The 14557-nt window shown below is 36.8% G+C and carries 9 protein-coding genes, 2 tRNA genes and 3 rRNA genes; 10 read left to right on the forward strand and 4 right to left on the reverse strand.

The window, feature by feature from the left end:
• The first annotated feature begins 26 nt into the window (after positions 1-26).
• Genes GYM73_RS02265 through GYM73_RS02275 form a run of 3 tightly spaced genes read left to right on the forward strand, consistent with a single transcriptional unit; the run spans position 27 to position 2488 of the window.
• The gene (locus GYM73_RS02265) at positions 27-1175 is read left to right on the forward strand and encodes a PAS domain-containing sensor histidine kinase (RefSeq protein ID WP_160566436.1); all 1149 of its coding nucleotides are present in this window, start codon (positions 27-29) and stop codon (positions 1173-1175) included.
• Between the two features lie 60 nt (positions 1176-1235).
• A complete protein-coding gene (lptB, locus tag GYM73_RS02270; RefSeq protein WP_105297198.1) occupies positions 1236-1964 on the forward strand; it encodes an LPS export ABC transporter ATP-binding protein in 729 nt (242 codons plus the stop codon).
• Positions 1965-1966: 2 nt separating this feature from the next.
• Entirely contained in the window at positions 1967-2488 is a 522-nt protein-coding gene (locus tag GYM73_RS02275; RefSeq protein WP_220234020.1) for a thioredoxin family protein, read from the forward strand.
• A 7-nt stretch (positions 2489-2495) separates the two neighbouring features.
• On the opposite strand, the gene GYM73_RS02280 is transcribed toward GYM73_RS02275, so the two are convergent.
• The gene (locus tag GYM73_RS02280; protein WP_220234021.1) at positions 2496-3071 is read right to left on the reverse strand and encodes a DUF3109 family protein; all 576 of its coding nucleotides are present in this window, start codon (positions 3069-3071) and stop codon (positions 2496-2498) included.
• Between the two features lie 165 nt (positions 3072-3236).
• Here GYM73_RS02280 and GYM73_RS02285 point away from each other — a divergent pair, with 165 nt between their 5' ends.
• On the forward strand, positions 3237-4505 hold the full coding sequence (locus tag GYM73_RS02285; protein ID WP_220234022.1) for an NAD(P)/FAD-dependent oxidoreductase: 1269 nt from the start codon (positions 3237-3239) through the stop codon (positions 4503-4505).
• Between the two features lie 36 nt (positions 4506-4541).
• On the opposite strand, the gene GYM73_RS02290 is transcribed toward GYM73_RS02285, so the two are convergent.
• From GYM73_RS02290 to radA, 3 genes are all read right to left on the reverse strand, one after another.
• Positions 4542-4949: a polymer-forming cytoskeletal protein gene (locus GYM73_RS02290; RefSeq protein WP_160557314.1), complete on the reverse strand. Its 408-nt coding sequence runs from the start codon at positions 4947-4949 to the stop codon at positions 4542-4544.
• A gap of 40 nt (positions 4950-4989) precedes the next feature.
• Entirely contained in the window at positions 4990-5856 is an 867-nt protein-coding gene (locus tag GYM73_RS09990; RefSeq protein ID WP_160542592.1) for a M23 family metallopeptidase, read from the reverse strand.
• Between the two features lie 265 nt (positions 5857-6121).
• Entirely contained in the window at positions 6122-7477 is a 1356-nt protein-coding gene (radA, locus tag GYM73_RS02300) for a DNA repair protein RadA (protein WP_220234023.1), read from the reverse strand.
• A gap of 431 nt (positions 7478-7908) precedes the next feature.
• Between radA and GYM73_RS02305 the strand changes: the two genes are divergently transcribed.
• The 6 genes from GYM73_RS02305 to GYM73_RS02330 all read left to right on the forward strand — a co-directional run bounded on the left by GYM73_RS02305 (position 7909) and on the right by GYM73_RS02330 (position 14530).
• Positions 7909-9429 (forward strand): 16S ribosomal RNA (locus tag GYM73_RS02305).
• A gap of 239 nt (positions 9430-9668) precedes the next feature.
• A tRNA-Ile gene (locus GYM73_RS02310) sits at positions 9669-9742 on the forward strand.
• Positions 9743-9755: 13 nt separating this feature from the next.
• Positions 9756-9829: transfer RNA gene (locus GYM73_RS02315), tRNA-Ala, on the forward strand.
• 121 nt (positions 9830-9950) lie between these two features.
• Positions 9951-12773 (forward strand): 23S ribosomal RNA (locus tag GYM73_RS02320).
• Positions 12774-12846: 73 nt separating this feature from the next.
• Positions 12847-12954: ribosomal RNA gene (gene rrf, locus GYM73_RS02325) — 5S ribosomal RNA — on the forward strand.
• Together the 16S, 23S and 5S rRNA genes with 2 tRNA genes alongside form the textbook arrangement of a ribosomal RNA operon.
• A gap of 178 nt (positions 12955-13132) precedes the next feature.
• A complete protein-coding gene (locus GYM73_RS02330) occupies positions 13133-14530 on the forward strand; it encodes a dipeptidase (RefSeq protein WP_220234024.1) in 1398 nt (465 codons plus the stop codon).
• Positions 14531-14557: the final 27 nt, after the last annotated feature.

The following is a 14557-nucleotide window of genomic DNA, read 5'->3' on the forward strand; positions in this document are numbered from 1 at the left end:
ATATATGAATTCATAAAATTCGGAAAATGAGCTTTTTTAAAAATGTTAGATTACGGAATTGGTTTGGGTATATATTGGCGCTTATAGTAGCTCTGTTTATTATAATCTTTTCTAACAGCAAAGTTGAAGAATTAAAAGAAGAAGAATCCGTAAAAATTTCAAATTATGCCAAAACGTTGGAATTATTAAACACGGAAACAGACATTCCTCCTAAAACTCAATTTTTTTTAGTGCAGCTTATCGAGCAAAACACTACCATACCCGTAATTTTAGTAGATGAAAAAGGAAATTACATTGATTCTAAAAATGTAAGTAAAAAAATTATTTCAGATTCTTTAAAATTAAAGGAAGAATTGCACGAAATGGCAGAATCCTACTATCCCATTTTAATCAAACTTCCTTTTGGAAATCAATACGTATATTATAAAAACTCGGTTCTGTTGACACAGCTAGGTTATTATCCCTTTGTACTAATTATATTAGTCACATTGTTTGTATGGTTTACCTATTGGTATTTTAAAACCGTAAAAAAAACAGAGCAAAGTTTACTATGGGCTGGAATGGCTAAGGAAACCGCACATCAAATCGGTACGCCGCTTTCATCCATCATGGGATGGCTGGAAATATTAAAAACAGAAGAAATTGATCAAAAACCGATAATAAATATTGAAAAAGATGTACACAGACTGCAAAATATTACCGACAGATTTTCTAAAATAGGATCAACTCCTTCACTAAAAAAAGAAGATATCGTGGAAATATCGGAACAAGCATTTATGTATTTGAAAAGAAGAATGTCCAAACAAATCGGGTTTGAATTTCAAGCACCTGAGTATCCTGTATATGTTTCTTTAAATAACATCTTATATAGTTGGGTTATCGAAAATCTCATTAAAAATTCAGCAGATGCCATGAAAGGAGAAGGAAAAATTAAATTGCAAATCCACGATAACAAAAAAAATATTTTTATAGATATTTCCGATGAAGGATCTGGCATTGAATCAAAAAATGTGAAAAAAATATTCAAACCCGGATTTACAACCAAAAAAAGAGGGTGGGGACTAGGCTTGTCTCTGGCCAGGCGAATTATTGAAGATTATCACTACGGTAAAATTTTCGTTCAAAATACCGAAATTAATAAAGGGACTACTTTTAGAATAACTTTAAAAAAATAATTTGTAAAAATTTTATTGAGTAATAGAAAAAAACGTAGTAATTTAATTACTTTTGATATTATGATATTACGAGGAGAACATTTAATAAAAACATACGGAAACAAACGAGTAGTTAAAGATGTTTCATTAAATGTAAAACAAGGAGAAATAGTAGGATTGTTAGGGCCTAATGGAGCCGGAAAAACCACTTCTTTTTATATGATTGTAGGCTTAATCAAGCCTACTCAAGGAAATGTATTTTTGGATAAGATTAACATAACCAAAGATGCTATGTATAAAAGAGCACAAAAAGGAATCGGGTATTTGGCTCAAGAAGCTTCCATATTCAGGAAATTATCCGTAGAAGATAATATTGTGGGAGTGTTGGAGATGACTAAGCTTTCGAAGAAAGAAAGAAAAATAAAAGCCGATTCTTTAATAGAAGAATTTGGTTTAGAACACGTTCGTAAGAACCGAGGAGATTTATTGTCGGGAGGAGAAAGACGTCGTTGTGAAATTGCCCGATGTCTGGCTACAGATCCTAAATTTATTTTACTGGACGAACCTTTTGCAGGAGTTGACCCTATTGCCGTTGAAGATATTCAAAAAGTCGTGCGTTCTTTGGTAAATAAAAACATAGGAATTTTAATAACAGACCATAACGTTCAGCAAACTCTGGCTATCACTCATAGAACTTATGTTATGTTCGAAGGAAATATATTAAAGGAAGGATATCCCGAAGAATTAGCAAATGATCCGATAGTTCGTCAAGTATATTTAGGAGAAAATTTCAGATTTGAAAAAATATAATAATGAAAAAAATTTTAACAGGACTATTTATCACTTTAATGGCAACATTAAGTTATAGTCAACAAGTTCCATTAATTTCCAAAACTGAATTTTCTGAAGAAGCCTTAAAGCAACTTGTAGTTGATACGGATAATAAAGAAACAACGATGCAATCCGTACTAAATAAACACAAAGGTAAAGTTACCATCCTGAAATTTTGGGCATCTTGGTGTAAAGATTGCATAGTGGGAATGTCCGATTCACGGGCTCTTAAGCAAAAAAATAATAATGTAGATTTTATTTATCTGTCATTAGACAAAAATTACGATTCTTGGAAAAACGGTATCACTAAGTATGAATTAAATACGGGTGATAATTATTGGTTTTCAACTGGTTGGAAAAATCCTTTTACAGAATATATAGAATTAAATTGGATTCCACGCTATATGGTAATAGATCAACAAGGAAAAATTGCTTACTATTATGCAATTACGGCAAATGACACACAAATACAAAAAACCATAGATATGTTGCAGGAAAAATAAAACTAAATTATTTACTTATTTCTAAAAGTTTCTCAGCTTCTATCAACTGATGGTACCAATTTTCACCGAATTTTCTAATTAAAGGTTCTTTTAAAAATTCGAAAACTTTAACATTAAGTTCTTTTCCTAAAGTACACGCATCCTTGCATATATACCATTCATCATAATTTACCGCAACATATTTTCGTAATTTTTGAAGACGAACCGGATACAGATGACAGGAAATAGGTTTTTTAAAATCAATTTTACCGTCTTCGTAAGCCTTTTCAATGGCGCATTTCGCAGCTTGATTTTCATCATAGATTACATAAGCACATTCTCTACCCTCTATTAACGGAGTAACATAATCATCATCAAGGTCGGTTGTATATTTACCTTCCAATTCAATAGCCTTTCTTCCTTCCTCTCTAAGATAAGGCGATACTTGCTCATATATGTCTTCAAGAATCGGTAATTCTTCTTCATCGAGTGGAGCACCTGAATCTCCTTCCACACAACATATCCCTTTGCATTTACTAAGATTACAAACAAATTGTTTCTGTAATACATCTAAAGAAATTATCGTATCTTCTATTTGAATCATGATTTTTGAAAATAAATTCAAAGATAACATTAAATTTTTATTAAAAGTTTATATAACTTTACAAAAAAACAGTAACTTTGATAAAATGTATGCTATACATTTTTGTGTTCTTAAGAAATAAATGTGTTTGCATCAATATGTTAAATTAATTTTTTAGTGCAAATTATGAAAAAAATCGTATTAATAGGTGGAGGTTTTGCTGGGATTAATATAATCACCAGATTGTCCAATGATCCTAATTTTGAAATTACCTTAGTCGACAAAAACAACTATAATTTTTTTCCACCATTAATATATCAAGTAAGTTCAAGTATTTTAGATCCTGCAGCTATCAGCTATCCTTTCCGTAGATTTATAAGACATAAAAAAAATGTTAAATTCAGATTAGGAGAATTAATTGAAATCAAATCCGATGAAAACAAAGTTGTCTTATCTAATGGAGAATTAGATTATGATATTTTGATTTTAGCAACGGGAACGCAAAGTAACTATTTCGGAATGGAAAATTTAGAGAAATATGCCTTTCCAATGAAAACCTTAAATGATGCTTTGTTACTTAGAAATATACTTTTAGAAAGGTTAGAAGCCGCAAGTAGAGAAACTGATTTAGTAGAAAAGAAAAGATTATTATCCATCGTCATCACCGGAGGAGGACCTGCCGGAGTTGAAATAGCCGGAGTTATTCGCGAAATTATCAATTATATTGAAAATGTTGATTATAAAGATTTAAAAGACCAAATTCAAGTTTATTTGGTAGAAGGAAGCCCTGTATTATTGGGACCTATGAGCGAAAAATCTCACAAAGAAGCTTATCACGCCTTAGATAAATTAGGAGTTAAAATACTGGTAAATACACAAGTAAAAGATTGTGATGAAAACACCATATATTTTTCTAACGGAGATAAAATTGAAACAAAAACCATAATCTGGACAGCGGGAGTAACTTCAAGAATTTTTGAAGGTATACCCAAAGAAGTGTATGGAAGAGGTAGACGTATGCAAGTTGACGCGTATAATAAAATTCAAGGATTTTCAAATATATATGCAATAGGAGATACCTGTATAATGACTACCGATCCTAATTTTCCTGCAGGACATCCGCAATTAGCCCAAGTAGCAATACAACAAGGAAAAAATTTGGCAAATAATTTAAAAAAACAACTTACCCAAGACAACTATCAACCTTTACCATTCAGTTATAAAGATAGAGGGTCTATGGCAGTTATCGGAAGAAATAAAGCCGTAGCCGATCTGATTCATCCTACCTTATTTTTAAAAGGATTACCGGCATGGATTATTTGGTCATCCATCCACTTAATTTCTTTAGTTTCCATAGGTAATAGATTAAATACTTTATATCGTTGGTTAACCATATACATATCTAAAAATTCTTCCTTAGGAAGTGCTTATAAAATTGGAGATCCAAGACCCTGAATACCTAAAATATTGTATATATTTCAGTAATAGAATTTATACTACAATTTGAGAATTATTTTCTTTTTTATTAACAGGAGTAGAATTATTTTGATCCATACTAACGGTGCCTTTATATAAGGCACCATTTTCAACTTGAAAACTTTTTACCTGCATATTTCCTATAATAGATCCCGAGTTTTTCAAACTAAGATTATCAACAAAAATATCGCCGTCAATTTGGCCATATACAATAAGTTCTTTAGTCCTGATATCTCCTTTAACGCTTCCTTTCTGACCAACAACAAGTCCACAAGTGCTATTGACATTTCCTAACGTTTGACCATCAATTCTAATAAATTCCTTACATTCTATATTTCCTTCGATTTTACAATCCTCCGCAATAATAGTAGTAATGTTTTCTGTAGATAAATTAAGAGCAGCTCCTTTTTTTTTATTGAACATAGTTAGTTTATTTTATATAGTAGTTAAATTTATTTCATATTTAGTTTACATGCAAATAATTATTTGGATTTTCTTTTTCTTTATTTAAAATAATTTCATAATGAACATGAGGTCCGGTAGAACGGCCGGTACTTCCTAATTCACCAATAACATCTCCGGCATTGACAACCTGTCCTTCTTTAACCAATATTTTAGACATGTGACCGTATAATGTTTCATAACCGAAATGGTGCTTTATCATTACACAATTGCCATATCCTCCTCTAACACTGGCAAAGGTAACAACACCATTCGCAGTAGCATGAATAGGATCACCAATAGTTCCCGCTATATCCAAACCCGGATGAAACTCGGATCCTTTACCTTTTTTCATTGGATTTCCTCTCACACCAAAATTAGAAGTAATCCTTCCAACGTGAGGTAAGCCGATAGGAATGAATTGAATCTTTTTATATATATCGGAAATTCTCTTTTTTTTATTTTCAATTAAATTTAAGTTAGAATCATTAACAGGATAATACTCTCCCCCCACATTATCAACATTATAATTAGAGGCGGAAGTAGGGAGCGTTTTAACTTGACGATCTTTAAGGTATCTCTCAATCTTTAATAAAGATTTTTCAGCTTCGTTAAGATTGATAATCATATCATTTAATTTTTTAGTATCCAACTTACTTTCAAGGTCAGCAATTTTAACATGTAAATCTTGTTTTTGGTAATACACATAACTTATGTAACTAACCAATCCCGCAACTAAACAAAAAATAGTAAAAATTGATAAAAGTAAAATCTTTTTGTACAGAAAAATATTTCTTATATGCTTATTCTTAACAGAAAAAATTTTTGTTTCCAGTGAATTTTTATCAGTAATAATTATAGTGGAATATTTAGATTTGTTATTTTTCATAGTATAATATTCTGAAGGTAGTGGAACAAATATAAAAAAATTAAAACTAAAAGTATAATTTAAACATTACGTTTAACAATAAATTAGCAAAAATTTAAACATTATTTGTAAGCACAAAACCGACCTTAATTTTCGTTAATTTGAAAAATAAAAGTATAATGTGTAATAGATAACAAATGCCAAATATCACTTATTAGTATAATAAAAATATATTGACTGCAAAAGTTTACACCATACGAAGAAAGATAAATTTACATACAATTAATTAGAATAATAACTTATAAACATCCTCAACCTTAGAAACCATTTCAACCCTAATATTATATTTCTTGCGATCAATTTTATTATACTTAGAAATGAAAATGACATCATAACCCAATTTTTCAGCCTCAATGATTCGCTGTTCAATACGATTTACAGGTCTGATTTCACCACTTAAACCAATTTCACCGGCGAATAAACAATTATCCGGTAAAGAAATATCCTCATTAGAAGACAAAATAGCACAAATAACAGCTAAGTCAATAGCAGGATCATCAACACGAATACCTCCGGTAACATTTAAAAACACATCCTTAGTTCCCAAATGAAAACCCGCACGCTTTTCCAAAACAGCTAATAACATATTTAATCGTTTGACGTCAAAACCCGTTGTCACCCGTTGAGGTGTTCCATAAACAGCCGTTGATACCAATGCTTGAATTTCAACCAACATAGGGCGTAATCCTTCCAAAGTAACCGCAATAGCATTTCCCGATAAACTTTCATCTTTTTTAGATACTAAAATTTCAGACGGATTTTTTACCTGTTTCAATCCGGAAGAGAACATTTCATAAATTCCAAGTTCAGAAGTAGAACCATATCTATTTTTATTTGCACGTAAAAGTCGGTAAACATAATTTTTGTCCCCTTCAAACTGAAGAACGACATCTACCATATGCTCCAAAATTTTAGGACCGGCTATAGAACCCTCCTTAGTAATATGTCCAATTAAAAATACAGGAGTAGAAGTTTCCTTAGCATATTTAATTAATTCGGAAGCGCATTCTCTAATTTGAGATATACTTCCCGGAGAAGATTCTATATAAGAGGAATGTAGAGTTTGAATGGAATCAATCACTAACAACTCCGGTTGAAGCTCATGAGCTTTCTTCAAAATCTTTTGAGTTGAAGTTTCCGTTAAAATATAGCATTCAGAATTAGAAATATCCAGACGGTCAGATCTCATTTTAATTTGATTACTGCTTTCCTCTCCTGAAACATATAATACTTTTCTGGGTATTTGTAAAGAAATTTGCAACAACAAAGTAGATTTACCGATGCCGGGTTCGCCTCCAATCAAAATAACACTACCGGGAACAATACCGCCACCTAATAAATGATCCAGTTCAGAGTCATTAGAAAGAATACGATATTCATCCGTAGTTTCAATTTCGTGAATCTTATATATTTTATTTTTAGAAGAAGAGGAACTAAGGGAAGAAATAGAATTTGCAGAACTTTTTTCAATAACTTCTTCTACAATAGTGTTCCATTCTCCGCATACTTTGCATTGACCCAGCCATTGAGAATATTGAGTTCCGCAATTTTGACAAAAAAAAGTAGTTTTAGCCTTAGCCATATTTAATATATATATAGTTATTTACATTTATTAGTTAGTACAAAGATAGTCTATAATAATCTTTGTTAATGACTATATAATAACAAGTATCTGGAGCGTTAAAAAAAGAATTAAAAAAAATTAAAAATTTTTTTTGAGGTTAAATAGGTGATATGCAGCATATTATGGTTTGGTAGGTAAAAAAGATTAAAAAAAGATTAAAAAAAAACTTGCGGGGAAAGAAAAAGTAGCTATCTTTGCACCCGCAAGTCAGGAACAACGAAAGAGAAAAACAGAAGATGAGGGACCTGAGTAGCGCAAAAGATCGTTGAAATAAAAAGTTTTTTAAACAAAGCTTACGAAAGATAAAAAGTAGCAAAACACAACCTGGAAGAAAAGAGATTCTTTTGAGTTAGGGAAAAAGCCTTGAAATTGATAATAACAAAGAAATTACAATGGAGAGTTTGATCCTGGCTCAGGATGAACGCTAGCGGGAGGCCTAACACATGCAAGCCGAGGGGTATTTTGGAGCTTGCTTCAAGAGAGACCGGCGTACGGGTGCGTAACGCGTATGCAACTTACCTGTATCACTGGGATAGCCCGGGGAAACCCGGATTAATACCGGATAACATATCAGTCAGCATTGGCAGATATTAAAAGATTAATCGGATACAGATAGGCATGCGTAGGATTAGTTAGTTGGTAAGGTAACGGCTTACCAAGACGATGATCCTTAGGGGGCCTGAGAGGGTGAACCCCCACACTGGAACTGAGACACGGACCAGACTCCTACGGGAGGCAGCAGTGAGGAATATTGGACAATGGGTGAGAGCCTGATCCAGCCATCCCGCGTGAAGGACGACAGCCCTATGGGTTTTAAACTTCTTTTGTATGGGAATAAACCACATTACGTGTAATGTTCTGAAGGTACCATACGAATAAGCATCGGCTAACTCCGTGCCAGCAGCCGCGGTAATACGGAGGATGCGAGCGTTATCCGGATTTATTGGGTTTAAAGGGTCCGTAGGCGGGTTGATAAGTCAGCGGTGAAAACCTGCAGCTTAACTGTAGAACTGCCGTTGATACTGTTAATCTTGAATAGTATTGAAGTAGCTGGAATGTGTAGTGTAGCGGTGAAATGCATAGATATTACACAGAACCCCGATTGCGAAGGCAGGTTACTAAATACCGATTGACGCTGATGGACGAAAGCGTGGGGAGCGAACAGGATTAGATACCCTGGTAGTCCACGCCGTAAACGATGGATACTCGTTGTTGGGGGTTAAACCTCAGTGACTAAGCGAAAGTAATAAGTATCCCACCTGGGGAGTACGACCGCAAGGTTGAAACTCAAAGGAATTGACGGGGGCCCGCACAAGCGGTGGAGCATGTGGTTTAATTCGATGATACGCGAGGAACCTTACCAGGGCTTAAATGGGAATTGACGTACTTAGAAATAAGTATTTCTACGGACAATTTTCAAGGTGCTGCATGGTTGTCGTCAGCTCGTGCCGTGAGGTGTCAGGTTAAGTCCTATAACGAGCGCAACCCTTATCATTAGTTGCCAGCGATTAAAGTCGGGAACTCTAATGAGACTGCCGGTGCAAACCGCGAGGAAGGTGGGGATGACGTCAAATCATCACGGCCCTTACGCCCTGGGCCACACACGTGCTACAATGGCCGGTACAGAGGGCAGCTACTGGGCAACCAGATGCGAATCTCAAAAGCCGGTCTCAGTTCGGATTGGAGTCTGCAACTCGACTCTATGAAGCTGGAATCGCTAGTAATCGCAGATCAGCCATGCTGCGGTGAATACGTTCCCGGGCCTTGTACACACCGCCCGTCAAGCCATGGAAGCTGGGGGTACCTGAAGTCGGTGACCGTAAAAGGAGCTGCCTAGGGTAAAACTAGTGACTGGGGCTAAGTCGTAACAAGGTAGCCGTACCGGAAGGTGCGGCTGGAACATCTCTTTTTTAGAGCAAAAAGTCAAAACAAGGAATAAAAACCCCAAAAGAAGCTGACAACTTCCAGGTGTTTCCTACTTAAAAAAAGAAAAGAGGGAAAAATAATGAAGAAAGGTAAGAAAAAAATACAAGTAAGTAAAAAGTTGAAAAAACACAAGATATATAACACCCCTGAAAAGCCCCTGTAAGGAAAAGGTAAGACATAAGAAGAAGAGTAAAAGGAGCAACGAGGAAAATAAAAATCAATCAGTCTCATAGCTCAGCCGGTTAGAGCGCTACACTGATAATGTAGAGGTCGGCAGTTCGAGTCTGCCTGAGACTACAAAGGGAAACAAGGGGAATTAGCTCAGCTGGCTAGAGCGCCTGCCTTGCACGCAGGAGGTCAAGGGTTCGACTCCCTTATTCTCCACAAGGTTCTAAAAACGAAAGAAAGAAGTAGTAAAAAGAACCAGTGTTATATACGGATCATTGACATTATTGGGATTTTATATAAAAAAATAAACCGAGCGGCCAATATAATTGGCTAAGGAAAAGAAATCGTTAAGGGCGTATGGCGGATGCCTAGGCTTCAAGAGGCGAAGAAAGACGTGGTAAGCTGCGAAAAGCTGCGGGGATTGGCACACACGAAGTGATCCGCAGATGTCTGAATGGGGCAACCCACTATACAAGAGTATAGTATTCCCGCAAGGGAAGGCAAACCTTCCGAACTGAAACATCTAAGTAGGAAGAGGAAAAGAAATCAACCGAGATTCCGAGAGTAGTGGCGAGCGAAATCGGAAGAGCCCAAAAGTATGTAATTAGATAGCAGAATGTTTTGGAAAGAACAACCGAAGAAGGTGAAAGTCCTGTAAGTAAAATCTGATTATGTATGAAAAAGAGTAGGGCGGGACACGTGAAATCCTGTCTGAACATGGGGGGACCATCCTCCAAGGCTAAATACTCCTTGAAGACCGATAGCGAACAAGTACCGTGAGGGAAAGGTGAAAAGTATTTCGAAAAGAAAGATGAAAGAGACCCTGAAACCATACGCCTACAAGCGGTCGGAGCATCGTAAGATGTGACGGCGTGCCTTTTGCATAATGAGCCTACGAGTTAATTTCACTAGCGAGGTTAAGTAGTTCAGCTACGGAGCCGCAGCGAAAGCGAGTCTGAATAGGGCGTTTAGTTAGTGGGATTAGACGCGAAACCTTGTGATCTATCCATGGGCAGGTTGAAGCTTTGGTAACACAAAGTGGAGGACCGAACCGGTTGACGTTGAAAAGTCTTCGGATGACCTGTGGATAGGGGTGAAAGGCTAATCAAACTGGGAGATAGCTCGTACTCCCCGAAATGCATTTAGGTGCAGCGTTAAGAAAGAGTATACTAGAGGTAGAGCTACTGATTGGATGCGGGGGTTTCACCGCCTACCAAATCCTGACAAACTCCGAATGCTATTATATGTTTCTTAGCAGTGAGGGCATGGGTGCTAAGGTCCATGTCCGAGAGGGAAAGAACCCAGAGCAACAGCTAAGGTCCCGAAATGTATACTAAGTTGAACAAACGAGGTCAGACTGCCCAGACAGCTAGGATGTTGGCTTGGAAGCAGCCATTCATTTAAAGAGTGCGTAACAGCTCACTAGTCGAGCGGTTTGGCATGGATAATACTCGGGCATAAGTATACTACCGAAGCTATGCGAAATGAAAATTTCGGTAGGGGAGCATTCTATATGCGCAGAATCAGTAAGGTGACTTATTGTGGAGCGTATAGAAAAGAAAATGTAGGCATAAGTAACGATAATGAAGGTGAGAAACCTTCACGCCGTAAATCCAAGGTTTCCTCAGCTATGCTAATCAGCTGAGGGTAAGTCGGGACCTAAGGTGAATCCGAGAGGAGTAATCGATGGGAAATCGGTTAATATTCCGATACCGGCTGTAAATTCGATGGAGTGACAGAGTAATGACACTACCGCGTACTGACGGAATAGTACGTTAAAGCATGTAGGTAAATCAGCAATAGTAAAATGCGTTGCTGATGCCGAAAGTGAAAGTACCAGGAAGCTACGGTGGAATGGATAGTGTAGGTAAGAGCTCTCAAGAAAAACTTCTAAGGCAAGTTTACAGCGCCCGTACCAAAACCGACACAGGTGGATGAGGAGAGTATCCTAAGGCGCTCGAGTGAATCATGGTTAAGGAACTAGGCAAAATAGACCTGTAACTTCGGGAGAAAGGTCGCTCCCCGTAAAAAGGGAGCCGCAGTGAAAAGGCCCAGGCGACTGTTTATCAAAAACACAGGACTCTGCAAAATCGCAAGATGACGTATAGGGTCTGACACCTGCCCGGTGCTGGAAGGTTAAGGAAGGAGGTTAGCGTAAGCGAAGCCTTTGACTGAAGCCCCAGTAAACGGCGGCCGTAACTATAACGGTCCTAAGGTAGCGAAATTCCTTGTCGGGTAAGTTCCGACCTGCACGAATGGTGTAACGATCTGGGCACTGTCTCAACCATGAGCTCGGTGAAATTGTAGTATCGGTGAAGATGCCGATTACCCGCAATGGGACGAAAAGACCCTGTGAACCTTTACTATAGCTTCGTATTGACTTCGGGTAAATGATGTGTAGGATAGGTGGGAAACTGAGAATCGGCTTCGCCAGGAGTCGAGGAGTTGACGTTGAAATACCACCCTTTATTTATCTGGAGCCTAACTTCTGAATTGAAGGACATTGCGTGGTGGGTAGTTTGACTGGGGTGGTCGCCTCCAAAAGAGTAACGGAGGCTTTCAAAGGTACCCTCAGCACGCTTGGCAACCGTGCGCAGAGTGTAATGGCATAAGGGTGCTTGACTGCAAGACCGACAAGTCGAGCAGGTGCGAAAGCAGGACATAGTGATCCGGTGGTTCCGTATGGAAGGGCCATCGCTCATAGGATAAAAGGTACTCCGGGGATAACAGGCTAGTCTCCCCCAAGAGCTCACATCGACGGGGAGGTTCGGCACCTCGATGTCGGCTCGTCACATCCTGGGGCTGGAGAAGGTCCCAAGGGTTGGGCTGTTCGCCCATTAAAGTGGCACGCGAGCTGGGTTCAGAACGTCGTGAGACAGTTCGGTCTCTATCTATTGCGGGCGTAGAATTTTGCGTGGAGTTGACTCTAGTACGAGAGGACCGAGTTGAACAAACCTCTGGTGTATCAGTTGTGCCGCCAGGTTCACCGCTGAGTAGCTAAGTTTGGAAGAGATAAGCACTGAAAGCATATAAGTGCGAAACTCGCCACAAGATAAGAATTCGATATAGGGTCGTGGGAGAATACCACGTTGATAGGCTACAGGTGTAAAGGCAGTGATGTCATAGCCGAGTAGTACTAATTACCCGGAGATTTCGTCCAAAATAAAAAAATAAAAGTTAATACAATTGGCCGTAAGAGTTTAAAAATTTATATAAAATCCCATTAAGATATTTAGGGTGGTTATAGCGGTAGGGCTCACCTGTTCCCATTTCGAACACAGAAGTTAAGCCTACTTGCGCTGATGGTACTGCAAACGCGGGAGAGTAGGTAGCCGCCGGTTTTTTAAAAAAGAAAGCTTTGTATAGGATTATACAAGGCTTTTTTTGTTTTGTTTTGGGTTGTTTTTTTTGATAACCTTCTTTTTACCTGTTTATTACCATCTTCTTATTTATTAATTTCAAAAACTATCCTGGAAGCGGTTTTTTTATTTATATATTTGTTACTATAATAATAAATAAATGGATAAAGCTTTTCAATACCAAATAGAAAATAAACAAAGATATTTAGACGAATTATTTGATTTATTACGAATCCCATCTATTAGCGCGGATTCTGCATATGCTAATGACATAATAAAATGTGCCAATAGTATTTCTAATAATTTAAAAGAATCCGGATTTGAGAATGTTGAAATATGTAAAACACAAGGGAATCCGGTAGTTTATGCCGATAAAATTATTAGCTCCGATTTACCAACAGTTTTAATTTATGGTCATTACGATGTACAACCTGCAGATCCCTTGAATCTTTGGGAAACTGATCCTTTCGATCCTGTAATAAGAAAATCAAACATACATCCGGAAGGTGCAATTTATGCTCGAGGATCTGCTGATGATAAAGGTCAATTCTTTATGCATGTAAAGGCTATTGAGTCTCTTATTAAAACAAATACTTTACCATGTAATGTAAAATTAATTATTGAAGGAGAAGAAGAAATAGGTTCAGTCAATTTAGGGAATTTTTTAAAAGAAAAATTGAGCAAACTTTCATGTGATGTTATATTGATATCAGACACACATATTTTTTCAAATCAAGTTCCGACCGTTACAACCGGATTAAGAGGTCTAAGTTATGTAGAAGTTGAAGTAGAAGGGCCTAATCGAGATTTACACTCCGGTTTATATGGTGGTGCAGTTCCTAATCCTATTAACGTGCTTTCTGATATGATCGCTTCGTTAATTGATAAAGACGGCAAAATTACTGTTAAAGGATTCTATGATAAGGTAATAGAAATATCTCCTGAAGATCGGGCAGAATTAAATAAAATTCCTTTTGATGAAGAAGAGTTTAAAAAATCAATCGGTTTAAAAGGGACGCAAGGGGAAAAAGGATATAACTCGTTAGAGAGAACATCTATACGACCTACCTTAGATGTAAATGGTATTTGGGGAGGTTATACAGGAGAAGGAGCTAAAACTGTTATTCCATCAAAAGCTTATGCTAAAATATCCATGAGGTTAGTTCCTGACCAAAATCCTGAGGAAATAACTGAATTGTTTACAAAACATTTTTTATCCATTGCTCCGGAAAGTGTTAAAGTAAAAGTCACCCCTCATCACGGAGGTAATGCATACGTTTTACCATCCTCAGATCCCGGATATAAAGCAGCTAAACTGGCTATGGAAAAAACCTTTAATAAAGAAGTTTTACCCTACAGAACCGGGGGGAGTATTCCCATTGTTTCTCTATTTGAAGAATTATTGGGAGCAAAATCCGTTTTAATGGGATTTGGATTGGATAGTGATGCTATTCATTCTCCTAATGAACACTATGGTTTATTTAACTTTTATAAAGGAATTGAAACCATTCCCTATTTTCTCAAATTTTATACAGAAAACTTACGAAGTAAAAAATAATATTTAAAACGTAAGTAGAACTTGATT

This window comes from Apibacter sp. ESL0432 (assembly GCF_019469225.1).
Taxonomy (GTDB): Bacteria; Bacteroidota; Bacteroidia; order Flavobacteriales; family Weeksellaceae; genus Apibacter.

What these genes read in the sequence shown, in the direction of transcription:
- GYM73_RS09990 (WP_160542592.1), bottom strand. Translation starts at nt 5,856, where the DNA reads ATGAAAAATAACAAATCTAAATATTCCACTATAATTATTACTGATAAA.
- GYM73_RS02275 (WP_220234020.1), top strand. Translation starts at nt 1,967, where the DNA reads ATGAAAAAAATTTTAACAGGACTATTTATCACTTTAATGGCAACATTA.
- radA (WP_220234023.1), bottom strand. Translation starts at nt 7,477, where the DNA reads ATGGCTAAGGCTAAAACTACTTTTTTTTGTCAAAATTGCGGAACTCAA.
- lptB (WP_105297198.1), top strand. Translation starts at nt 1,236, where the DNA reads ATGATATTACGAGGAGAACATTTAATAAAAACATACGGAAACAAACGA.
- GYM73_RS02290 (WP_160557314.1), bottom strand. Translation starts at nt 4,949, where the DNA reads ATGTTCAATAAAAAAAAAGGAGCTGCTCTTAATTTATCTACAGAAAAC.
- GYM73_RS02285 (WP_220234022.1), top strand. Translation starts at nt 3,237, where the DNA reads ATGAAAAAAATCGTATTAATAGGTGGAGGTTTTGCTGGGATTAATATA.
- GYM73_RS02330 (WP_220234024.1), top strand. Translation starts at nt 13,133, where the DNA reads ATGGATAAAGCTTTTCAATACCAAATAGAAAATAAACAAAGATATTTA.
- GYM73_RS02265 (WP_160566436.1), top strand. Translation starts at nt 27, where the DNA reads ATGAGCTTTTTTAAAAATGTTAGATTACGGAATTGGTTTGGGTATATA.
- GYM73_RS02280 (WP_220234021.1), bottom strand. Translation starts at nt 3,071, where the DNA reads ATGATTCAAATAGAAGATACGATAATTTCTTTAGATGTATTACAGAAA.